The sequence below is a fragment of the Rhizobium sp. LARHSG275 genome, assembly GCF_052871115.1.
This window is the reverse complement of the sequence record NZ_JBIXJN010000020.1, coordinates 64,440-85,798: the sequence shown is the minus strand read 5'-3', so window position 1 is coordinate 85,798 and position 21,359 is coordinate 64,440. Positions and strand designations below refer to the sequence as shown.

Below are 21,359 nucleotides of genomic sequence, written 5' to 3'. Positions count from 1 at the left end.
ACCGTCTGCGCTTCGGCCTTTGCGATTCAAGCCCTGAAAATCATTGAAGATCAACGATGAATTTTACGCAGAATTCGGATGCGGCCATTGACACTGCCCGCGCTTTTCGGATGTCACACTAACGTCAAGAAAGAATCGTTTTTGAAACAATGAGTTTCCTCTTTCGGACATTTTTCACACAAGGAAAAAAGAAAAAAGAAAAATTCGCTTGACGAGTGCTGAGTGTTGACTTTTTGAGGGGAAGCGGCCCGAAAACGATCCAAAAAGGTAAGTGACGATATTCCTTACGGAATGTCCGCTGATTCGCTTCGGCCCGGAGACGATAAGCTGCCGCAGCCGAATGGTGCAGACCGTTTTCTATTCCTGCAGCCTTTGTTCTCCATATCGCTGAAGCATGATCTTACATCCGTCGTAGTTTATCGAACCATCGGCGCCCCAGAATATCCTGGCGGCGGTCGTTATCTGGCCATCGACGCCTTGGGCGACAAGAATAATTGCCTTTCCGAGCGGCAAATCTGGAACGGGTACGGGATCCAGATCGCAGATTCCCCGCACCTTTGCGACCATGTGGCGCGACTCAAATATTTGTTCCAGTTTTTTGTCTTCGGTCATTGAAATGCTCACAGGTGAATGAGACTGCAGGATTTACGACGGTTAGCCGCCACCATCGCCTGGGATGTTTAGTGGGGACGCTAATTGGTCCCCGTCCCACGACGATGTTGACAAAGCGGTCCTGTAGCAAGAACGTGGGAGCATCACTGATGGAGGGCGCTGTGGACGACGATAAGAACGACGACAAAAAGGAAACTACTAATAGCGGCGAGAAGGTTCCGCCGCCGAGGGACTGGGATAGTCGCAAGAGCGAGGACCCCAAGCAAAAGGATTACAAGTAAGATAGTAGCGGGACGGCTGCTGCGGCTACTGCGGTGATCAGGGGTGTCGCGATACCCATTTTGACTGCGGTAGCTAGAGCGCCGGCCGTCTTCTCGTTCAGTTCTCGATTCACTTTCTGCCGATCGAGTAATTCGACCAGATAGGCTTCTGCTACCTCATGAGGCTCGTTTTCGGGGCGCATGGCCCACTGCCAAAACTCTGGGCCTCGGCCAGGAAGGTTGATGGACGCACGCGACATGGCTCGGAAACAAAACAGTGCCCCGAGTGCTAACCAGCAAGCGGTTGCCACCATTGCCCAACGAGCGAATTCTAGCAGGGCGTCGTTGCGGAAGAAGCTTGCTGCACCTGCTGCGCCGGCGGCGATCCCTAAGGTCACGTAAAGGCGAAATACAGCCATGGCCTTCTGATCCGTAAAGATGATCAAATTTACCAAGGCAGTCTGCCGAGCCCGAACATCATCCAACGCGATTTTAAGATCATCAATTTTCATCACAAGAACCAAATAGAGGTCGGCATGGCCTCGCAGCATGTTGCATTCCGTGTCGCGTGGATTTGCCGTTACCTCGTTGAAATGCCTGTAAACCAACGCAAATGCTTGCAACAAGAATGCGAAATTGAACAGGAGCCGTTGCGTCTTTTGAAATTAATGGTGATCCCGGCGCGATTCGAACGCGCGACCCCCAGATTAGGAATCTGGTGCTCTATCCTGCTGAGCTACGGGACCACTTGAGTGCCATGCATACAAAAGGCTTGGCGTGAAGCCAAGCCTTAATTGTTGCTAGAGACCAAGGCGCTGTTCGGCGAGGCGGACCCAGTAGGAGATGCCGTGGGCGATGGCTTCGTCGTTGAAGTCGTAGGCCGGATTGTGGAGGCCGGCGCTGTCGCCGTTGCCGATGAAAATGAAGGCGCCGGGGCGGGCGTTCAGCATATAGGAGAAATCCTCGCCGCCCATCATCGGATCGATCTCGGCGTTGACGTTGCCTTCGCCGGCGATGGTGCTGGCGGTGGCCACAGCATGCCCGGTCTCATCGGGGTGGTTAACGGTGACGGGATAGTTGCGGTGGAAGCTGATTTCGGCCTCGGCGCCGTGGGCTGCGACCAGGCCCTCGATGATCTGCCGGAACCGGGTTTCGGCGAGCGTGCGCACCTCGGGGTCGAGGGTGCGGACCGTCCCGGCGAAGGTCGCATCGTTCGGAATGACGTTGTGGGCGAAACCGGCGTTGAACTTGGTCACCGAGACGACAACCGAGCGCAGCGGATCGGCGGTGCGCGAAGCGATCATCTGCAGGTTGGCGATGATCTGGGCGCCGATGGCGATCGGGTCGATGGTCTTATGCGGCTGGGCGGCGTGGCCGCCGCGGCCCTTGACGGTGACGGTGAATTCGTCGGTCGCCGCCATGATCGCGCCCTTGCGGGTGGCGAACTGGCCGACAGGCAGGCCCGGCAGATTGTGCATGCCGTAGACCTCTTCGATAGCGAAGCGCTCCATCATGCCGTCCTTGACCATCAGATTGCCGCCGCCGCCGCCTTCTTCGGCGGGCTGGAAGATGACGGCGACGTTGCCGTTGAAGTTGCGGGTCTCGGCCAGGTATTTCGCAGCGCCGAGCAGCATGGCGGTGTGGCCGTCATGGCCGCAGGCATGCATCTTGCCCGGCGTCTTCGAAGCCCAGGGTTTGCCTGATATTTCGGTGAGCGGCAGGGCATCCATATCGGCGCGCAGGCCGACCGTGCGGGAGCCTTCGCCCTTGCCTCTGATCAGGCCGACGACGCCGGTGCGGCCGATACCGGTGACGATCTCGTCGACGCCGAATTCCTTGAGTTTTTCGGCGACGAAGGCGGCCGTATTTTCCACCGCGAAGAGGAGTTCGGGCCGGGCGTGGATGTGGCGGCGCCATTCGGCGACCTCGTCCTGCAACTCCGCGGCTCTGTTCAAAATCGGCATATCGGCGTTCCTGTTATGAAATCTCGACAATCTTTCATCGCATCACAAGGGTGTGAGGCTGTGGAAATTACTTAGTCAATGACCTTTGCCATGTCATAGCCATATAGGCTAAATAGGGGAAGATTTCGAGATTTTCCTGATATCCGAAGGACGAACCGTGTCGACGAGCCACTTCCGTTTGTTTGCTGCCTTGCGGCCGCTTTCTTTCGTATCAGCGGCGGCTGCCGTTTTTCTGGCCTCGGTTCCGCTGGCCCAGGCCAATCCGCATATTCTCGTCGACGTGCAGACCGGCCGCGTGCTCGAGCATGAAGAAGCCTTCCGCAAATGGTATCCGGCCTCGCTCACCAAGCTGATGACCGTCTATACCGTGTTCGACGCGATCCGCGCCGGTCAGATCAGCCTCGATACGCCCGTCGTCATCAGCAAACGCGCCGCCGCGCAGCCGGCCGCCAAGATGTATTTCAAGCCTGGCCAGAAGCTGACGCTCGATAGCGCGCTGAAGATCCTGATGGTCAAATCGGCGAACGACATCGCGGTTGCGGTCGCCGAAGCTATCGGCGGCACACAGGAAGGCTTCGTGACGCGGATGAACGGCGAGGCGCTGAAGCTTGGGATGACGGATTCGCATTTCGTCAATCCGAACGGGTTGCCCGGCAAGGGCCAGTATACGACGGCGCGCGACCTTGCGGTGCTGACGGTGGCGCTGCGCCGCGATTTTCCGCAATATGCCGGTTTTTTCGCGCTGGAGGGCTTCACCACCGGCCAGCAGAACGTGCCGAGCCTCAACATGCTGATCGGCCGCTTCGCCGGCGCCGACGGCATGAAGACCGGCTTCATCTGCGCCTCGGGCTTCAACCAGATCGGTTCGGCGACGCGCAACGGCCGCACGCTGGTCTCCGTCGTGCTCGGCACCGACAGCCTTGCAGCGCGCGCCGATGCGACGGCGAACCTTTTGCAGAAGGGCTTCACCACCCAGCCTGCCAGCAACGACACGCTGGGTTCGCTGAGGCCCTATGGCCCTGGGCAGGACCAGGTTGCCGACATCACCGCCGATATCTGCAGCGCCAAGGGCGCCAAGGTGCGCAGCGAAACGCGCGACGAGGTCGGCCGCATGCGGGTGCAGTCGCCCTACATCCAGCCGATGGACCACGATCCGCAATTCGTCTTTGCCGGCCTCATTCCGGGCCAGGATCCGCAGCCGGCTGCGGAACCGGAAAAAATTGCGCGGGGCGATACGGCGGGAGCGATCGCCAACGTGCCGGTGCCGATGCGGCGCCCGACATCCTTTTAAGCTTTTAAGGTAGGTGACATGAGCGCGCTCAACGACAGGATTCCGGTCACCATCCTGACCGGCTTTCTCGGCGCCGGCAAATCGACGCTGCTCAACCGCATCCTCAAAGATCCGGTGATGAAAGATGCGGCGGTCATCATCAATGAATTTGGCGATGTCGGCATCGACCATCTGCTGGTCGAAAGTTCCGGCGATTCGATCATCGAGCTCTCCGATGGATGCCTCTGCTGCACCGTGCGCGGCGAACTTGTGGATACGCTGGCGAACCTGATGGATGCCGTGCAGACGGGCCGCGTCAAGCCGGTGAAGCGCGTCGTCATCGAGACGACCGGCCTTGCCGATCCTTCACCGGTCATGCAGGCGATCATGGGCAATCCGGTCATCGCCACGAATTTCGAGCTCGACGGCGTCGTCACCGTCGTCGACGCAGTGAATGGGCTGCAGACGCTCGACAATCATGAGGAAGCGCGCAAGCAGGCGGCGGTCGCCGACCGGCTGATCGTCTCGAAAAAGACGATGGCCGAAGCAACGGAGGGGCTGGAAAAAAACCTGCGGGCGCTCAATCCGCGTGCAGTGATGATGGATGCCGACAGTGCCGAGGCGGGTACTGCCGCGGTGCTGGTCAACGGGCTCTACGATCCGGCGACGAAGATTGCCGATGTCGGCCGCTGGCTGCAGGACGAGGATGCGCACGAGGCGCATCACGATCATGATCATGATCGTGATCGTGATGGCGATCACCACGGTCACCACCATCATGATCATCACCATCTTGGTGATCAGGGGCATGCGCACCAGGATCCGCACGACGTCAATCGTCACGATGCCTCGATCCGCTCTTTCTCGATCGTCGAGGAGAAGCCGATCGATCCGATGGCGCTCGAGATGTTCATCGATCTCCTGCGCTCTGCCCATGGCGAGAAGCTGTTGAGGATGAAGGCGATCGTGTCCGTCTCCGACCGGCCGGATCGGCCGCTGGTGCTGCATGGGGTGCAGAGCATCTTCCATCCGCCGGTGCGGCTTCCCGCCTGGCCAGGGGAAGACCGGCGCACACGCATGGTGCTGATCACCCGGGATCTGCCGGAAGCCTTCGTGAAGGATCTCTTCGACGCCCTCCTCGGCAAGCCGCGCATCGACATGCCGGATCGTGCGGCGCTGTCGGACAATCCGCTCGCTATCCCCGGCCTCAGAATTTAAAGCTTGTCGCACAAAAGTGTGCAGCGGTTTTGCGCCAAAGACATGCGGAAAACAAAGACCTAAAGTGCGGCAAGCGAATCTGAAAGATCGCGACGCGCTTTAGCGCTTGCGGATCAGGAAGCGGTGGCCGTTTTCGGTCTTTTCCGTCTCGACCAGTTCGTGGCCGTCCTGATTGCAGAAATGCGGCATGTCGATCACCGCAAGCGGATCGGTGGTGTCGACGCGAATGAGCGTGCCGCTCGCCATGGCGGCGAGCTTCTTGCGTGTCTTGATCACGGGGAATGGGCATTTCAGGCCGCGAAGATCGTAGAGAACGGGGTTCAAGCCGTTCAGTTCCTCGCCCAGAATTTCCAGAACGGCTTCTTTGCCGTGGCTTCCGCCGTTTCTTGCGGTTCGGGCGCCGCAAAGGCCAGCGGGTTCTGCATCGGCACCGGCACGACCGCAGGTGCCGCGGCAGCGACGGCTTGCGGCTGGGCAGGGGCGACAGGCGTGGCACCCGGTGCCGTCTTGGCGGCGAGGCCCTGCTCGGTGCGCTTGGCCATCAGGTCTTCGAGTTCGGCGACCTTGACCATGCGGCCGGCTTCCAGCGAGGTTCCGGTCGGGGCGTAAGCGAGTTCACGGCCCTTGCGCGTCTTGGCGACCACCGCCTTGCGTTCGGCTTCAGACGGGTCGTACCAGGCCATGCCGTCAAATTTGCTCATCGCCTTGGCATAATCGGCATCGTAGGTCTTGCCGTAGGCGGCAAGGGCCGCCGTCAGCGCCGGCGGCGTCGACATAGCAGGGCACTTGCCGGCGGCATTGAAGGCGCTGCCGTCGGTTGCCTGCTGGTTGAAGACGTATTTCTTCTCGCAGACGTTCACCTCAGGGGGGCGCTTCGTCACTTCGAAATTGTCGTAGCCGACCTTCAGCATCTTCCAGAAGTCGTAACTGCTGTCGAGGCGATGCTTCACCATATTTTCCGCCGTCATGCGGAAGGGGAAAGCTTGTAGCTGCACGGTCGACTGGCCGCCCTTGAAGGCGTCGCGGGCGAAGGCGTAGATCTCCAGCACTTGCTGGTCGGTCATCGAGTAGCAGCCGGAGGACGAGCAGGCGCCGTGGATCATCAGATCGGAGCCGGTGCGGCCGTTCGCCGCGTCGTAGCGGTTTGGGAAACCGGTGTTGATCGCCAGATAATATTTCGAATTGGGATTCAGGTTGGCGCGCGTCAGGTCGTAGAAACCTTCCGGCGCCTGCCGGTCGCCGGTCTTTACCTTCGGGCCGAGACGGCCGGACCAGGCACAGATCTTGTAATCGGCGATCTTGTCGAAACGGTTGTCGGTCTTCGCCTTCCAGATCTCCATGGCACCTTCTTCCTTGAAGATGCGGATCATGATCGGCGAATTGCGGTCCATGCCCTTGGCGGCCATGGCAGTGAGGATGTGGCTGGGAAGCGGCTGCTCGACCTTGTTCTTGACCTTGGAAAGATCGACCTGCGCGGTTTCCAACGCGTCATTGCAGCCGGAGAGAGCCAGCGCCATGAGGGAAATATAGGCAAAATAACGTATGCGCATCCCAACTAGCCCATAAAGACAATGCGACCCGGTCCGCCCATGGAGTCCGGGCATCAAACGGAATCATAGACGGCTTATACTTTATAAGTCCTTACCAGCCTATGACGTGCCTGGAACATCCCCGCAAGCGCGAAATGCTACAGATAACATCAATGTGGCCAAGATTTGGCCCCAATCGATGAGAAACCGAATGTCTGTTAGAGATTGCGGCCCATGGCGAGGAATTTCTGGCGGCGGTCGTTGCGCAGCTGCTCGCCGGAGCGGGGTGCCATTTCGGCCAGAGCATTGGCGATCACGTCGCCGGTTGCTGCGATCACGCTGTCGGGATCACGATGCGCGCCGCCGAGCGGCTCGGAAATGATGCCGTCGATGACGCCAAGCGATTTCAGGTCTTCGGCGGTGATCTTCATGTTGGTCGCCGCTTCCCGGGCGCGGGTGGAATCGCGCCAGAGGATGGAGGCTGCCCCTTCCGGCGAGATGACGCTGTAGATCGAATGCTCGAGCATATAGACCTTGTTGCCGGTGGCGATGGCAATCGCGCCGCCCGAGCCGCCTTCGCCGATGACGACGGAGACGAGTGGAACCTTGACGCCCAGGCACATTTCCGTGGAGCGGGCGATCGCTTCGGCCTGGCCGCGCTCCTCGGCGCCGACGCCGGGATAGGCGCCTGCCGTATCCACCAGCGAAATCACCGGCAGACCGAAACGGTCGGCCATCTCAAGGATGCGGATCGCCTTGCGATAGCCTTCCGGCCGGGGGCTGCCGAAATTGTGCTTCAGGCGGCTCTTGGTGTCATTGCCCTTCTCCTGGCCGATGACGGCGACGGGCTGGCCGCGGAAACGGGCAAGCCCCGCCTGGATCGCGGCATCCTCGGAAAATTTGCGGTCGCCGGCAAGCGGCGTGAATTCCTGGAACAGCGTCTTGGCGTAATCGACGAAATGCGGGCGCTGCGGATGGCGGGCGACCTGCGTCTTCTGCCAGGGATTGAGCCTGGAATAGATTTCAACGATGGCCTCACGGACGCGAACCTCAAGCCTGCCGATCTCATCGGTGGTGTCGATGCTCTCGTCTTCCGTTGCGAGCTTCTTCAGCTCGATGATCTTGCCTTCGAGGTCGGAGATCGGCTTTTCGAAGTCGAGATAATTGTGCATGAGGTGCGTTTCCGTTCCTTGTGCCCGGGGCGTTTTCCTGGCTCCGCCCCTTGTCGCCGGTCCTATTCGTGCTTTTTCGCCTGTTTGGCAAGGGGGTGATGCGTCTGGACAAGCTGCTGCAGCCTCTCTTCGAGGACATGGGTGTAAATCTGTGTGGTCGAAATGTCCGAATGGCCGAGGAGTTCCTGTACGACACGCAGATCGGCGCCGTTGGCAAGCAGGTGGCTGGCAAAGGCGTGGCGCATGACATGCGGCGAGATCAGCGACGGCGTCAGGCCGGCGCGGATCGCCAGGTTCTTGAGGTCGCGGGCAAATACCTGGCGCGGCAGATATCCTTCCTTCGAGACGGAGGGAAACAGCCAGGGGCTTTCCTGCGGCTCCTTCGCCGCTGCATTTTCGGCCGCCAGCAGGCGCCCATAGGATTTCAGCGCTGATATCGCCGATTGCGACAGCGGCACCAGCCGCTCCTTGTTGCCCTTGCCGCGGATCATCAGGAAACGGCCTTCCTGATCGAGCACGCGGGCAGGAAGCGAGACAAGTTCGCTGACACGCATGCCGGTGGCATAGAGCAGCTCCAGCAGTGCCAGCATGCGCAGGCGCTGCAGCTGGCCCGGAGCCGCATCGTCGGCTTCGGCCTCGGCCTGCGAAAGCAGCCTGCCGACCTCCTCGACGCCCATCGTCTTCGGCAGCGGACGGCCCTTCTTCGGCGCGTCGAGAATGCCTGTGGGGTCGTCGGTCCTCAGGCCCTCGGCGTAGAGAAACTTGTAGAACTGCCGCATGGCCGCAAGCCGGCGCGCCTGGGAGGAGGGTTTGAAGCCCTTTCGGGCGAGTGAGGAGAGATAGGCGGCGAGATCGGCGGAGGCGGCTTCGGTGAGCCGTATGCTGCGCTCCTTCAGGAAGGATCTGATATCGTCGAGATCGCGTTCATAGGATTGCAGCGTATTGGCGGCAGCACCCCGCTCGGCGCTCATCATCTCCAGGAAGGATTCCACGTGGACGCGGCCGAGATCCACCATGCCGGTCACTTCCTGGTCGTGTTGATCGCGCCCGTTGCGGGCGGATTGACGCGCTCGGACGGAATGCGGATCGTCACGTCGCGCGGCTCGGGCTCCACGAAGGTCACAAGCGCCAGCATCGCTCCGTAGACCGTCCCGGCGAGGATCGCGCAGACGAACAGGAAACGGAACAGGGTCGGCATTCAGCAACTCCTTCATGCTCTGCTTCTGTTATAAGAAGCCTATCTGCAAGTGCAAGAAGCGGTATTCAAGCCATGATTCCCTTGTCCGCGACTTGACGCTCCACCTGCATTTGTCGATACCGTTTGCAAACAAAGTGTGAATGGACCGATGAGTGAACAACTGCTGACCGTTGCTGACAGCTTGAAAGACAGAGCTCGCGCCGCGCTCGGTTCACGCAATCTCATCCTTGTCGGCCTGATGGGCGCCGGAAAATCCTCCGTCGGGCGCATCGTCGCCAACCAGCTCGCCATTCCCTTCATAGACAGCGATCTCGAGATCGAGCGGGTTTCGCGCATGACGATCGCCGAGCTTTTTGCCGCCTATGGCGAGCAGGAGTTCCGGGCGCTGGAAGCGCGGGTGATGAAGCGGCTGCTGAAGAGCGGGCCGCGGGTCGTCTCCACCGGAGGCGGCGCCTTCATCAACGACCGGACGCGCAGACATATCAAGAAGGGCGGCCTTTCCGTCTGGTTGAAGGCCGATCTTGACGTGCTCTGGGACCGGGTCGCCAAGCGCGACACGCGGCCGCTGCTCAAGACCGAAAATCCGAAGCAGACGCTCGAGGGCCTGATGAATGCGCGTTATCCGATCTATGCGCAGGCCGATCTGACGGTGCTTTCGCGTGATGTCCGCAAGGAAATCATGGCCGACGAGGTGTTGAAGGCCTTGATCGAAGCTCAGAAGGAAAGTGCAGCGTCATGAATGCGATAACCTCCGCCCCCGCCATCCGAACGGTGCATGTGCCGCTCGGCGAGCGCGCCTACGACATACTGATCGGGCCGGGGCTGATCGCGCGAGCCGGCGCCGAGATCGCCTCCCGGCTCAAGGGCCGCAAGGCGGCTGTTATCACCGACGAAAATGTCGCGCCGCTCTATCTCAAGGCCCTCGTCGCAAGTCTGGAGGAAGCGGGTATCGCCTCGGCTGAGGTCGTCCTGCCGGCCGGCGAGAAGACCAAGAGCTTCGAGCATCTGATCACGGTCTGCGACAAGATGCTCGAAGCCCGCGTCGAGCGCAACGATTACGTCATCGCGCTCGGTGGCGGCGTCATCGGCGATCTTTCCGGATTTGCGGCCGGCATCGTCCGCCGCGGCGTGCGTTTCGTCCAGGTGCCGACCTCGCTTTTGTCGCAGGTCGATTCCTCCGTCGGCGGCAAGACCGGCATCAATTCCCGCCACGGCAAGAACCTGATCGGCGTGTTCCACCAGCCGGACCTGGTTCTGGCCGATACGGATGTGCTGAATTCGCTGAGCGCGCGCGAATTCCGCGCAGGCTACGCCGAGGTCGCGAAATACGGGCTGATCGACAAGCCGGATTTCTTTGCCTGGCTGGAAGCGAACTGGAAGGCGGTTTTTACAGGCGGTTCCGCGCGCATCGAGGCGATTGCCGCGAGCTGCCAGGCGAAGGCCGACGTCGTCGTTGCCGACGAGCGCGAGAACGGTCCGCGGGCACTGCTCAATCTCGGCCATACCTTCGGCCACGCGCTGGAAGCGGCGACTGCTTATGACAGCTCCCGCCTCGTGCATGGCGAGGGCGTTTCGATCGGCATGGTGCTGGCGCACGAATTCTCCGCACGAATGAACCTTGCAAGCCCTGACGATGCGCGCCGCGTCGAGCGGCATCTGAAGGAGGTCGGCCTGCCGACCCGCATCTCCGACATTCCGGGCGGCCTGCCGCCGGCCGAAACGCTGATGGACGCGATCGCCCAGGACAAGAAGGTCAAGAGCGGCAAGCTCACCTTCATCCTGACGCGCGGCATCGGCCAGTCCTTCGTCGCCGACGATGTTCCGGCGTCCGAAGTGATCAGCTTTCTCCGGGAAAAACACGCCTGATGTCGGTCGAAGGCGCTCTGGCATTTCTCGCGACATACTGGCCGGAGATCCTTTCGATCACGGCGCTGGTGCTGATGTCCGCCTTCTTTTCCGGCTCGGAGACGGCGCTGACCGCCGTTTCGCGCAGCCGTATCCATACGCTCGAGGCCAACGGCGACGACCGCGCCGGCCTCGTCCGGCAGTTGATCGAGCGGCGCGACCGGCTGATCGGCGCGCTGCTCATCGGCAATAATCTCGCCAATATCCTGTCCTCCTCGATCGCCACCAGCCTCTTCCTCGGACTGTTCGGCAGTTCAGGGGTGGCACTGGCGACGCTCGCGATGACCGTCATCCTGGTCATCTTCGCCGAAGTGCTGCCGAAGAGCTGGGCGATTTCAGCGCCCGAGCGTTTCGCACTCGCTATCGCGCTGCCGGCCAGGCTGTTCGTTGCCGTCGTCGGCCCGGTTTCCTCCTTTGTCAATGCGATCGTGCGGCAGATTCTTTCGCTGTTCGGCATCAATCTCTCACGCGAGATATCGATGCTGACGGCGCATGAAGAGCTGCGCGGCGCCGTCGATCTGCTCCACCGCGAGGGATCGGTGGTCAAGGCCGACCGCGACCGTCTCGGCGGCGTGCTCGATCTAGGCGAGCTCGAACTCTCGGACATCATGGTCCATCGCACCGCAATGCGGGCGATCAACGCCGACGATCCGCCGGAAGCGGTGGTGCGTGTCATCCTCGAAAGCCCCTATACGCGCATGCCGTTGTGGCGCGGCACGATCGACAACATCATCGGCGTCGTCCATGCCAAGGACCTGCTGCGGGCGCTTGCCGAGCCGAACATGGAGCCGCAGAACCTCGATATCGTGAAGATCGCGCAGAAGCCGTGGTTCGTGCCCGACAGCACCAACCTCGAGGACCAGCTCAACGCCTTCCTGCGGCGCAAGCAGCATTTCGCCGTCGTCGTCGACGAATATGGCGAGGTGCAGGGCATCGTCACGCTGGAGGATATTCTCGAGGAAATCGTCGGCGATATTTCCGACGAGCACGATATCGAGATACAGGGCGTGCGTCAGGAGGCTGACGGTTCCGTCGTCGTCGATGGCGGCGTGCCGATCCGCGACCTGAACCGGGCGCTCGACTGGAATCTGCCCGACGAGGAGGCGACGACGATCGCCGGCCTCGTCATCCACGAATCGATGACCATCCCGGAAGAGCGCCAAGCCTTCACCTTCTACGGCAAGCGTTTCGTCGTCATGAAGCGGGAAAAGAATCGCATCACCAAGCTGCGCATCCGGCCGGCCGGAGAAGACGGCGCAAAGCCAGGCTGATTTCGCTTGGATCTTGTACGGCCAACGCCTATATGGGCTTGCGTGCCGCTACCAGCGGGTCGGTTCATCAGGTGCAGCCGGTTCGACGGCCAGCGCATGCAGACCGGCATCGAGCTCCGGTTTCAACAGGTCGGTGATTGCCCGGTGGCGGGCCAGCCGCGACATGCCGGCGAATTTTCCGGAAACGATCCTCACCCGCATATGGGTTTCGCCGGTGCCCGTGATATCAGGCTGGTGGCCGGCATGCAGATGGCTTTCGTCGATGACGCTCAGGCGTTCGGGCGCGAAGGCTTTGATAAGTTTTTCTTCGATGCGGGTTCGCAGGGTCATCATCCGGTCTTGCTGGTTCGCGAAAAGGGTTCCTACCAAGCCTGCAACATTCCCGTTTGTCAATTCTTGTTGTCGCTTCGCGACAGCCCCATAATTAGCGCCGTCATGAGACTTGATTCCAAATATTTCGATCGCATCCGAACACGCCGCAAACGCGAGCCGGAGACAGAGCAGGCGCCGCCTACCTGTCAATGGGACGGGTGCGACAAGAAGGGGGCGCATCGCGCTCCGGTCGGCCGCAATGCCGAAGGCCAGTTCTTCTTGTTCTGCTTCGAGCACGTCAAGGAATACAACAAGGGCTACAATTATTTCTCCGGTCTTTCGGACGGCGAGATCGCGCGATACCAGAAAGAGGCGATCACCGGCCACCGGCCGACATGGACGGTCGGCGTCAACAAGGCGGCGAAGGACAGTCCGCTGCATTCGGAGATCCGCTCCGGCGCCTATACCCGCGTTCGCGATCCCTTCGGCTTCGTCAAGGAAGGCGGCAAGGGCAGCGGACCGCGTTTCCCCCAGGCGCGCAAGCTAAAATCGCTGGAGACCAAGGCCTTCGAAACGATGGCCCTCGACGCCAATGCGACATCGGCGGAGATCAAGAGCCGCTACAAGGAACTGGTGAAGAAACACCATCCGGATGCCAATGGCGGCGACCGTGGCTCGGAGGAGCGTTTCCGCGCCGTCATACAGGCCTATCAATTGTTGAAGCAGAACGGTTTTTGTTAATTCCCGTCCTTGCTCTTGGGCTTCAATCGGGTATGGTCCAAATCGGCTGAGGCCGCAGGCAAACGCGGCTCATATTTGTGCGTTTTCCCGACATCGCCTCCGCCGACCTTCCGGACGCGGCGTTTCTTGTCTGGGACTCTTTCAAGAATGCTCGCACGCGGTCATTATCCCGCCGAGGTTTCGTTTCAGTCCCGGAGAAGTATCGCCGACGTTCCGACCTGGACGGGCGCGGAATAAAAAACGCGGCGTCTGGGTTGCGACATGGCCTGAGACAGTATGGCCGGGTGGCAGCACCCGCCTTGGAGACATGATGAGCAAGATCGACCTGGATATTTCAGAACTGCCCGATACCACCGTTTCGGTCCGAGAGGTCTTCGGTATCGATTCCGACATCCGCGTTCCCGCCTACAGCAAGGGCGACGCCTATGTGCCGGACCTCGATACCGACTACCTTTTCGACCGCGACACGACGCTCGCCATTCTCGCAGGCTTCGCCCATAACCGCCGCGTGATGATCTCCGGCTATCACGGCACGGGCAAGTCGTCGCATATCGAGCAGGTGGCGGCGCGGCTCAACTGGCCTTGCGTGCGCATCAACCTCGACAGCCATGTCAGCCGTATCGATCTGGTCGGCAAGGATGCGATCGTCGTCAAGGACGGACTGCAGGTCACCGAATTCAAGGACGGCATCCTGCCCTGGGCCTATCAGCACAATGTCGCGCTCGTCTTCGACGAATATGATGCCGGCCGTCCCGATGTGATGTTCGTCATCCAGCGCGTGCTCGAATCCTCCGGCCGGCTGACGCTGCTCGATCAGAGCCGCGTCATCCGGCCGCACCCGGCCTTCCGCCTGTTTGCGACCGCCAATACGATCGGCCTCGGCGACACGACCGGCCTCTATCACGGCACGCAGCAGATCAACCAGGCGCAGATGGACCGCTGGTCGATCGTCACGACGCTGAACTACCTGCCGCATGATCACGAAGTGAATATCGTCGCCGCCAAGGTGAAGAGCTTCGGCAAGGACAAGGGCGGCCGTGAGACCGTTTCGAAGATGGTTCGTGTCGCCGACCTGACGCGCGCCGCCTTCATGAACGGTGATCTGTCCACGGTCATGAGCCCACGCACCGTCATCACCTGGGCCGAAAACGCCGACATCTTCGGCGATCTGGCCTTCGCCTTCCGCGTCACCTTCCTCAACAAGTGCGACGAGCTGGAGCGTCCGCTGGTCGCCGAGCACTATCAGCGCGCCTTCGGCGTCGAGCTGAAGGAAAGTGCCGCCAATATCGTTCTCGGAGCTTGAGGCCGACCGATCATGGCAGCTCGCGGTGACAATTCGAAAGCAAAGCCCGGCGCGCCTGTCGACGTCGAGCCACTGCGCCGGGCGATAACCGGCTGCGTGCGCTCGATCGCCGGCGACGGCGATGTCGAGGTGACCTTTGCCAATGAACGGCCGGGGATGACCGGCGAGCGCATCCGGCTGCCGGAACTTTCCAAGCGGCCGACGGCGCATGAGCTGGCGGTCACCCGCGGGCTCGGTGATTCGATGGCGTTGCGCCTTGCCTGCCATGACGAGAAAGTGCACACGACGATGGCGCCGCAGGGCTCGGACGCCCGGGCGATCTTCGATGTTGTCGAGCAGGCGCGCGTCGAATCGATCGGCGCGCTGCGCATGGAGGGCATGGCGTCGAACCTGCGCTCCATGACGGAAGAGAAATATTCCAAGGCGAATTTTACCGGCATCGAGCGCCAGGAAGACGCACCGGTCGGCGAAGCCGTTGCGATGATGGTGCGCGAGAAGCTGACCGGCCAGCGCCCGCCTGAAACCGCCGGCAAGGTGCTCGACCTCTGGCGGGGCTTCATCGAGGACAAGGCAGGGTCCGAACTCGACAACCTGTCGAGCGCGATCAACGACCAGCAGGCCTTCGCCAAGGTCATCCGCAACATGCTGTCGGCCATGGAAATGGCCGAGGAATACGGCGACGACGACAGCGATGCCGACAATGACGACCAGTCGGAGCAGGAAGACCAGTCGAGCGGCGACGAGCAGGATCAGGACGAGGTCGACGAGGATGCCGGCACGGATGCCGCTCCTGTCGAGGACAGCGAGGTCGCCGACGAGCAGATGGAGGACGGCGAGACCGAGGGCGCCGAAATCTCCGACGACGACATGATGGAAGAAGGCGAGGACGATTCGGAAACGCCGGGCGAGACCCGCCGTCCAAACACGCCTTTCGCCGATTTCAACGAGAAGGTCGACTATCACGTCTTTACCGAAGAGTTCGACGAGATCATCACCGCCGAGGAACTTTGCGACGCCGCCGAGCTGGAGCGCCTGCGCGCCTTCCTCGACAAGCAGCTGGCGCATCTGCAAGGTGCCGTCGGCCGCCTCGCCAACCGGCTGCAGCGCCGCTTGATGGCGCAGCAGAACCGCTCCTGGGATTTCGATTTGGAAGAGGGCTATCTCGATCCGGCCCGGCTGCAGCGCATCATCATCGATCCGATGCAGGCGCTCTCCTTCAAGATGGAGCGCGACACCCAGTTCCGCGACACCGTCGTCACCCTGCTCATCGATAATTCCGGCTCGATGCGCGGCCGGCCGATCACGGTGGCCGCCACCTGCGCCGACATTCTCGCGCGCACGCTGGAGCGCTGCGGCGTCAAGGTCGAGATCCTCGGCTTTACGACGAAGGCCTGGAAGGGCGGGCAGGCGCGTGAAAACTGGCTTGCCGGCGGCAAGCCGCAAACGCCGGGCCGCCTCAACGACCTGCGCCATATCATCTACAAATCGGCCGACGCGCCGTGGCGGCGGGCACGCGCCAATCTCGGGCTGATGATGCGCGAGGGTCTGCTCAAGGAAAATATCGACGGCGAGGCGCTGATCTGGGCGCATAATCGTCTGCTTGCACGCCGCGAGCAGCGCCGCATCCTGATGATGATCTCGGACGGCGCGCCGGTCGACGATTCGACGCTGTCGGTCAATCCGGGCAATTATCTGGAGCGGCACCTGCGCGCCGTTATCGAGCAGATCGAGACGCGTTCGCCTGTCGAACTGCTGGCGATCGGCATCGGTCACGACGTGACGCGCTACTATCGCCGCGCCGTGACGATCGTCGATGCGGACGAACTTGCCGGTGCGATGACCGAGCAGCTTGCCTCGCTGTTCGAGGACCAATCCGTCCAGCCGCGCGGCGGCCGGATACGCCGTGCCGGCTGACGCTGCTGGAAGAATGATGGTCAAGCGCCTCTGCCGTGCGGCGTCAATCGCTCTTTGCCTCGCAGCCGGCGCTTCCTCGTCATGGGCCGGCGACGACGTGCCGGTCATTAGCCGGCAAATCTCCGATTTCAGGATCGGCTCTTCAGAGACGACATTCGGCTCGCTGGAATTTCTCGGCGGGCTGGAGATGGTCTCTAGCAGAGCGCTGTTCGGCTCGCTCTCCTCCATCCGTTTCCGGCAGGACCAGAAACATTTCGTCGTCGTGCTCGATACCGGCCAGTGGTTGACCGGCGGCATCGAGCGTGACGTCAAGGGTAGGCTTTCGGGTCTCTCGGATGTCGAGATCACGCCGATGAAGAACAGCGCCGGGCGCAGCTTCGAGGGCAAGGGACATATGGATGCCGAGGGCCTGGCGCTCGACGGCGACTGGATACTGGTCTCCTTCGAGCAGGATCATCGCGTCGATGTCTATCCCGATCCTGGCTTTGCCGGCTCGGGAGCGATCGCCACCCTGCCGATTATTATCCCGCGGAAGATGCTGGACGACAACCGCGGCATCGAGACCATCACCGTGGCGCCGGCATCCAGCCCGCTGCGGGGCGGTGTGGTTATCGTCACCGAACGCGGTCTCGACAGTGACGGCAACCGGTTGGCGGCCATTCTCAGCGGACCGCTGAAAGGGCGCTTCTCGGTCGAGCGGGACGGCAGCTTCGACATCACCGATGGTGCTTTCCTGCCGAACGGCGACCTGCTGCTGCTGGAGCGCCGCTTCAACATGGCCGAAGGCATCGGCATGCGTCTTCGGCGCATCAAGGGTGCCGATATCAGGCCCGGCGCCATTGTTGACGGCGAATTGCTGCTGGAAGGCAATTTCAACTCGCAGATCGACAATATGGAAGGGCTCGATGCCTTTCAGGCCGCCGACGGCACGACCCATATCATCCTGTTGTCGGACGACAATCATTCGATCCTGCAGCGCAATCTGATGCTGGAGTTCCGGCTTTCCGAACAGGCCGAACACAAAGCGTCAAACTGATGTCATAGGTCTCGGCTATCCCGCCCGCGGCATCGGTGGCAGCCTGCGGAGGAAATCATGGTGCATATTCACGTCATGGGCGCGTCCGGTTCCGGCACGACATCGCTCGGCCTTGTGCTCGCCGAAAAGCTCGATATTGCCCATCTCGACACCGACGATTTCTTCTGGCTGCCGACCGATCCGCCGTTCACGACGCCGAGGGATGCCGACGACCGCATCAGGCTGCTGCTCGATGAGGTCGCGCGGCATGAAGGCTGGGTTCTCTCCGGATCGGCGCTGAAATGGGGAAGGCCGATTGAGCCACTCTACGATCTGATCGTGTTCCTCAGGATCGATCCGGAGCTTAGAATGACGCGCATCCTCGCGCGGGAGATTGCCCGATACGGAAACAGAATCAGGCCCGGAGGCGACATGGCCGTCAAGAGCGGGGAGTTTCTGGAATGGGCGGCGAGCTATGACACGGCCGGTCCCGAACGCCGCAGCCTTGCGGCACATGAGCAATGGCTGGAAACGCAGACAGTGCCGGTGCTGCGGCTCGATTCATCGCTAGGTATCGACGATCTGGCAGCAGAGGTGCTGCTGCACCCGGCCATTGCCGCCGGTGCGATCCGGCGGCGTCGGTAACTTAAATCAGCTGGCGCGAGCGGCCTGCATCGGCCGCAGCACGTTCATCAGCGCGCCATAGGGTAGCAGCATGACAAGGCCGACGATCATCTTCACGGCGAAATCGCCGATCGCCCAGGAAGTCCAGCGCGGAGCCTCCGCGGCAAAGACGCCGAGGAGGGGGGCTGCCTCGAGCGCAAAGGGATCGTTGGGGCCGAGGAAGACAAAAAACGCGGCGAAGGACAACGAAAAGAATATCACCGTATCGAGCGCCGAGCCGATCAGCGAACCGACCAACGGCGCGCGCCACCAGGCCTGACGGCGAAGGCGGTTGAAGACGGCGATATCGAGCAGCTGGCCGGCGAGGTAGGCCGAGCCGGAAGCGATGGCGATGCGCGGCACCGAAGTGAAGAAGGAGAGCGTCACGCCGACGACGAAGCCGGCAAAGACGACCTTGCGGGCTGCCCGCGGGCCGAACTGACGATTGGTCAGATCGGTGATCAGGAAAGCGATCGGATAGGAGAAGGCGCCCCAGGTCAGGATGTCGGCGAGGTTGATGCCGGCAACTTCGGCGTTCAGCGGAAACTGGACGAGGAAGTTCGAGGCGACGACGACGAGCGTCATCAGCGCGACATAGGCAATGGTATAGCGGGTCTTCAGCATTTTTTTATCCTGGGTGATGCCACCAGTCGGAGGAGCAAACCGGCAAAGCAAAAGGCTTGTCCGGTATTATCCGTTCAAGCCTTTTGAAGCCGTATGAAAGAAAGGCAGAAGCTTACGCAGCAGCGGCTTCGGCGGTCTTCTTGGCGATCTGACGGCGCAGCAGACGGGCGCGCATCGACAGTTCGTTTTCGCTGGCCTTCAGCAGGAAGGCATCGAGGCCGCCACGATGTTCGACGGTGCGAAGAGCGGCAGCCGAAACGCGAAGACGGTAACGCTGGTTGAGAGCGTCGGAAATCAGCGTGACCTGGCACAGGTTCGGCAGGAACCGGCGCTTGGTCTTGTTGTTGGCATGGCTGACATTGTTACCAGTCAGGACGGCCTTGCCGGTCAATTCGCACACGCGGGACATGGAACACCTATTCTTGTTTTTTCTCGGGCCATCGAATTGCCATTCCCGGCAAAGCCAGGCGCGCAATCCAACGGGCATGATTGGAAAGTTGCGGTTCTATAGTCAGACAGGCTGCTCGCGTCAAGCCAAACCTTGGCCTTTCCCGCAATTCTGTCAAAAAGCTGCTGTTTTCTTCCCTTCGCGGCAGGAGTATAGAGCGCTTAACAAGAGCTGCCAGCGCGCGACAAGACAAGGCTTTTTTCCATGGCTCATTCGGGCAGACGGATTTTCATTTCGGCCATTGCCGCGCTCCTTGCCATACCGGCATCGGCGGCCGAAATCCAGCATCGAACGGAATACCGGGTGGCGCTCGCCGGCCTGCCGATCGCGCGCGCCGCGTTCCTGACGCAGATCGAGGACGATCACAGTTACAAGATCGCCGGCGACATCAATTCCGCCGGTCTTGCCGATCTCGTCACGACGATTTCGGCAAAGACCAGCGTCACCGGTGTCGTGCGCAATGACAGACTGCAGGCGCAGAAATATTCGCTCTACTACAAGAGCGGCAAGAAGAAGGCCCGCGTCTACGAGGTCAGCTACCGCAACGGCAATATCATCTCGGCGACGACGACACCGGCGCCGAAGCGTCCGAAGAACTGGATCGACGTCACGCCGCGCGACATGCGCTCGGTGCTCGACCCGATCTCCGGCCTGGTCTTCACCGGCGATACCAAGGTCTGCTCGCAGACGCTGCCGATCTTCGACGGCGAAACGCGCATGGATCTGGTGCTGTCGCCGAAGGGCGACGAGGATTTTTCCACCAACGGCTTCAAGGGCAAGGCAACCGTCTGCAGCGTGCGCTTCGTGCCGCGCTCGGGCTACAAGAAGGGCCGCAAGGACATCGACTATCTCAGCAAGAGCAACCGGATGGAAATCTGGTTTGCCAAGTCGGACGCGGCAAATGTATACGCTCCTGTCTATGTGCGCATTCCAACAGAATATGGAATGGTGACGATCACTGCCGTCAAATACGGCAGCAACAGCTGACGGGGCTTCTGCCTCCGTGAAGGGGGACAGGTGAAGCTTCGCGCGACGTTGGTCGGTTTTACGGCGATCCTGATGTGGTCGTTCCTGGCGCTGTTGACGGCCGCCTCCGGCAAGATGCCGCCGTTCCAGCTTTCGGCCATCTGTTTTGCGATCGGCAGCATTCCCGGCCTTGTGGTGCTTATCCTCAATCCTTCGCGGCTAGCGCTGCTGAAGCAGCCGGCCAGGGTCTGGATAACGGGCATTGCGGGGCTGTTCGGCTATCATTTCCTCTACTTCACCGCGCTCCGGAACGCACCGGCGGTGGAGGCGGGGCTGATTGCCTATCTCTGGCCGCTGCTGATCGTCGTCGGTTCGGCGCTGCTGCCGGGCGAACGGCTGCGCTGGTATCATGTGGCAGGTGCGCTTGCCGGGCTTTGCGGCACCTTCCTGATCGTTAGCCGCAACGGCATCGATTTCGACGGCGCCTATGCCATCGGTTACGGGGCTGCCTTTCTCTGCGCCTTCACATGGTCCGGCTATTCGCTGCTGACGCGGCGTTTCGACGCCGTCTCCACGGATGTCGTCACCGGCTTCTGCCTTGCGACCTCCATGCTGTCGTTCTTCTGCCATCTCGGCCTGGAGACGACCGTCTGGCCGGCAACGAGTTTCGAGTGGGTCGCCGTCGCCGGGCTCGGGCTCTTTCCGGTCGGGGCTGCCTTCTACGCCTGGGATTACGGCGTCAAGAACGGCGATATCCAGATCCTCGGCGCGGCAAGTTACGCGGCACCACTGCTATCGACTCTGATTCTGGTGCTGTTCGGATTTGCCGAGCCGAGCTGGCGCATCGCTCTCGCCTGTGTGCTCGTCACCGGTGGGGCGGTGCTCGCCGCCCAGGACATGTTCCGCCGCAAGATTCCGGCGCAGTCTGCTGCAGCAGAGTAGGTCTTAGAACAGGATGATTTTAGGCCTGGTCG

At 61.3% G+C, this 21,359-nt stretch carries 23 protein-coding genes and 1 tRNA gene; 12 read left to right on the top strand and 12 right to left on the bottom strand.

Features of this window, described 5'->3' with window-relative positions; all coding sequences use genetic code 11:
- Positions 1 to 357 precede the first annotated feature (357 nt).
- From ACIPSK_RS25145 to ACIPSK_RS25130, 4 genes are all read right to left on the bottom strand, one after another.
- Positions 358 to 612: a hypothetical protein gene (locus tag ACIPSK_RS25145; protein WP_162116818.1), complete on the bottom strand. Its 255-nt coding sequence runs from the start codon at positions 610 to 612 to the stop codon at positions 358 to 360.
- A gap of 271 nt (positions 613 to 883) precedes the next feature.
- On the bottom strand, positions 884 to 1,423 hold the full coding sequence (locus ACIPSK_RS25140; RefSeq protein WP_162116817.1) for a hypothetical protein: 540 nt from the start codon (positions 1,421 to 1,423) through the stop codon (positions 884 to 886).
- Positions 1,424 to 1,541: 118 nt separating this feature from the next.
- Positions 1,542 to 1,618, bottom strand: a tRNA-Arg gene (locus tag ACIPSK_RS25135).
- 54 nt (positions 1,619 to 1,672) lie between these two features.
- The gene (locus ACIPSK_RS25130) at positions 1,673 to 2,836 is read right to left on the bottom strand and encodes a M20 aminoacylase family protein (protein WP_162116816.1); all 1,164 of its coding nucleotides are present in this window, start codon (positions 2,834 to 2,836) and stop codon (positions 1,673 to 1,675) included.
- Positions 2,837 to 2,993: 157 nt separating this feature from the next.
- Here ACIPSK_RS25130 and ACIPSK_RS25125 point away from each other — a divergent pair, with 157 nt between their 5' ends.
- Positions 2,994 to 4,127, top strand: a complete 1,134-nt coding sequence (locus ACIPSK_RS25125) for a serine hydrolase (protein WP_162116815.1) — start codon at positions 2,994 to 2,996, stop codon at positions 4,125 to 4,127.
- An 18-nt stretch (positions 4,128 to 4,145) separates the two neighbouring features.
- Positions 4,146 to 5,324, top strand: coding sequence for a CobW family GTP-binding protein (locus tag ACIPSK_RS25120; RefSeq protein WP_162116814.1), 1,179 nt, complete (start codon positions 4,146 to 4,148; stop codon positions 5,322 to 5,324).
- Between the two features lie 99 nt (positions 5,325 to 5,423).
- Here the strand turns inward: ACIPSK_RS25120 and ACIPSK_RS25115 are convergent, their stop codons facing one another.
- The 5 genes from ACIPSK_RS25115 to ACIPSK_RS25095 form a co-directional block, all read right to left on the bottom strand.
- Positions 5,424 to 5,648: a sulfurtransferase TusA family protein gene (locus ACIPSK_RS25115; RefSeq protein ID WP_162116813.1), complete on the bottom strand. Its 225-nt coding sequence runs from the start codon at positions 5,646 to 5,648 to the stop codon at positions 5,424 to 5,426.
- A gap of 5 nt (positions 5,649 to 5,653) precedes the next feature.
- On the bottom strand, positions 5,654 to 6,874 hold the full coding sequence (locus ACIPSK_RS25110) for a L,D-transpeptidase family protein (protein WP_162116812.1): 1,221 nt from the start codon (positions 6,872 to 6,874) through the stop codon (positions 5,654 to 5,656).
- A 197-nt stretch (positions 6,875 to 7,071) separates the two neighbouring features.
- Entirely contained in the window at positions 7,072 to 8,025 is a 954-nt protein-coding gene (locus tag ACIPSK_RS25105; RefSeq protein WP_017966323.1) for an acetyl-CoA carboxylase carboxyltransferase subunit alpha, read from the bottom strand.
- A 62-nt stretch (positions 8,026 to 8,087) separates the two neighbouring features.
- A complete protein-coding gene (gene xerD, locus ACIPSK_RS25100; protein WP_162116811.1) occupies positions 8,088 to 9,041 on the bottom strand; it encodes a site-specific tyrosine recombinase XerD in 954 nt (317 codons plus the stop codon).
- Between the two features lie 5 nt (positions 9,042 to 9,046).
- On the bottom strand, positions 9,047 to 9,223 hold the full coding sequence (locus ACIPSK_RS25095) for a hypothetical protein (RefSeq protein WP_017966325.1): 177 nt from the start codon (positions 9,221 to 9,223) through the stop codon (positions 9,047 to 9,049).
- Positions 9,224 to 9,371: 148 nt separating this feature from the next.
- Here ACIPSK_RS25095 and ACIPSK_RS25090 point away from each other — a divergent pair, with 148 nt between their 5' ends.
- Genes ACIPSK_RS25090 through ACIPSK_RS25080 form a run of 3 tightly spaced genes read left to right on the top strand, consistent with a single transcriptional unit; the run spans position 9,372 to position 12,399 of the window.
- A complete protein-coding gene (locus ACIPSK_RS25090; protein ID WP_162116810.1) occupies positions 9,372 to 9,962 on the top strand; it encodes a shikimate kinase in 591 nt (196 codons plus the stop codon).
- The gene (gene aroB / locus ACIPSK_RS25085) at positions 9,959 to 11,089 is read left to right on the top strand and encodes a 3-dehydroquinate synthase (RefSeq protein WP_162116809.1); all 1,131 of its coding nucleotides are present in this window, start codon (positions 9,959 to 9,961) and stop codon (positions 11,087 to 11,089) included. Before ACIPSK_RS25090 ends, aroB begins: the two co-directional genes overlap by 4 nt.
- The gene (locus tag ACIPSK_RS25080) at positions 11,089 to 12,399 is read left to right on the top strand and encodes an HlyC/CorC family transporter (RefSeq protein ID WP_162116808.1); all 1,311 of its coding nucleotides are present in this window, start codon (positions 11,089 to 11,091) and stop codon (positions 12,397 to 12,399) included. The genes aroB and ACIPSK_RS25080 overlap by 1 nt, the downstream gene beginning before the upstream one ends.
- Positions 12,400 to 12,447: 48 nt before the next feature.
- On the opposite strand, the gene ACIPSK_RS25075 is transcribed toward ACIPSK_RS25080, so the two are convergent.
- Positions 12,448 to 12,732 carry a BolA family protein gene (locus tag ACIPSK_RS25075; RefSeq protein ID WP_017966329.1) on the bottom strand — a complete coding sequence of 95 codons (285 nt, stop codon included), beginning with the start codon at positions 12,730 to 12,732 and terminating at the stop codon, positions 12,448 to 12,450.
- Between the two features lie 102 nt (positions 12,733 to 12,834).
- Between ACIPSK_RS25075 and ACIPSK_RS25070 the strand changes: the two genes are divergently transcribed.
- The 5 genes from ACIPSK_RS25070 to ACIPSK_RS25050 all read left to right on the top strand — a co-directional run bounded on the left by ACIPSK_RS25070 (position 12,835) and on the right by ACIPSK_RS25050 (position 18,329).
- Positions 12,835 to 13,452, top strand: coding sequence for a J domain-containing protein (locus ACIPSK_RS25070; protein ID WP_017966330.1), 618 nt, complete (start codon positions 12,835 to 12,837; stop codon positions 13,450 to 13,452).
- A gap of 310 nt (positions 13,453 to 13,762) precedes the next feature.
- Complete coding sequence (gene cobS, locus ACIPSK_RS25065) at positions 13,763 to 14,755, top strand: cobaltochelatase subunit CobS (protein ID WP_017966331.1); 993 nt, start codon at positions 13,763 to 13,765, stop codon at positions 14,753 to 14,755.
- A 12-nt stretch (positions 14,756 to 14,767) separates the two neighbouring features.
- Entirely contained in the window at positions 14,768 to 16,669 is a 1,902-nt protein-coding gene (cobT, locus tag ACIPSK_RS25060; protein ID WP_162116807.1) for a cobaltochelatase subunit CobT, read from the top strand.
- Between the two features lie 13 nt (positions 16,670 to 16,682).
- Positions 16,683 to 17,705: an esterase-like activity of phytase family protein gene (locus ACIPSK_RS25055; RefSeq protein WP_162116923.1), complete on the top strand. Its 1,023-nt coding sequence runs from the start codon at positions 16,683 to 16,685 to the stop codon at positions 17,703 to 17,705.
- Between the two features lie 57 nt (positions 17,706 to 17,762).
- Positions 17,763 to 18,329, top strand: a complete 567-nt coding sequence (locus ACIPSK_RS25050) for an ATP-binding protein (protein WP_162116806.1) — start codon at positions 17,763 to 17,765, stop codon at positions 18,327 to 18,329.
- Positions 18,330 to 18,335: 6 nt separating this feature from the next.
- Here ACIPSK_RS25050 and ACIPSK_RS25045 read toward each other — a convergent pair whose 3' ends face one another.
- A complete protein-coding gene (locus ACIPSK_RS25045; protein ID WP_162116805.1) occupies positions 18,336 to 18,971 on the bottom strand; it encodes a queuosine precursor transporter in 636 nt (211 codons plus the stop codon).
- Between the two features lie 112 nt (positions 18,972 to 19,083).
- Positions 19,084 to 19,380 carry a 50S ribosomal protein L28 gene (gene rpmB, locus ACIPSK_RS25040; RefSeq protein WP_003543341.1) on the bottom strand — a complete coding sequence of 99 codons (297 nt, stop codon included), beginning with the start codon at positions 19,378 to 19,380 and terminating at the stop codon, positions 19,084 to 19,086.
- A 243-nt stretch (positions 19,381 to 19,623) separates the two neighbouring features.
- Between rpmB and ACIPSK_RS25035 the strand changes: the two genes are divergently transcribed.
- Both ACIPSK_RS25035 and yddG read left to right on the top strand, forming a co-directional pair.
- Positions 19,624 to 20,406 carry a DUF3108 domain-containing protein gene (locus tag ACIPSK_RS25035; RefSeq protein ID WP_162116804.1) on the top strand — a complete coding sequence of 261 codons (783 nt, stop codon included), beginning with the start codon at positions 19,624 to 19,626 and terminating at the stop codon, positions 20,404 to 20,406.
- 30 nt (positions 20,407 to 20,436) lie between these two features.
- Positions 20,437 to 21,327 carry an aromatic amino acid exporter YddG gene (yddG, locus tag ACIPSK_RS25030; protein ID WP_162116803.1) on the top strand — a complete coding sequence of 297 codons (891 nt, stop codon included), beginning with the start codon at positions 20,437 to 20,439 and terminating at the stop codon, positions 21,325 to 21,327.
- Positions 21,328 to 21,359: the final 32 nt, after the last annotated feature.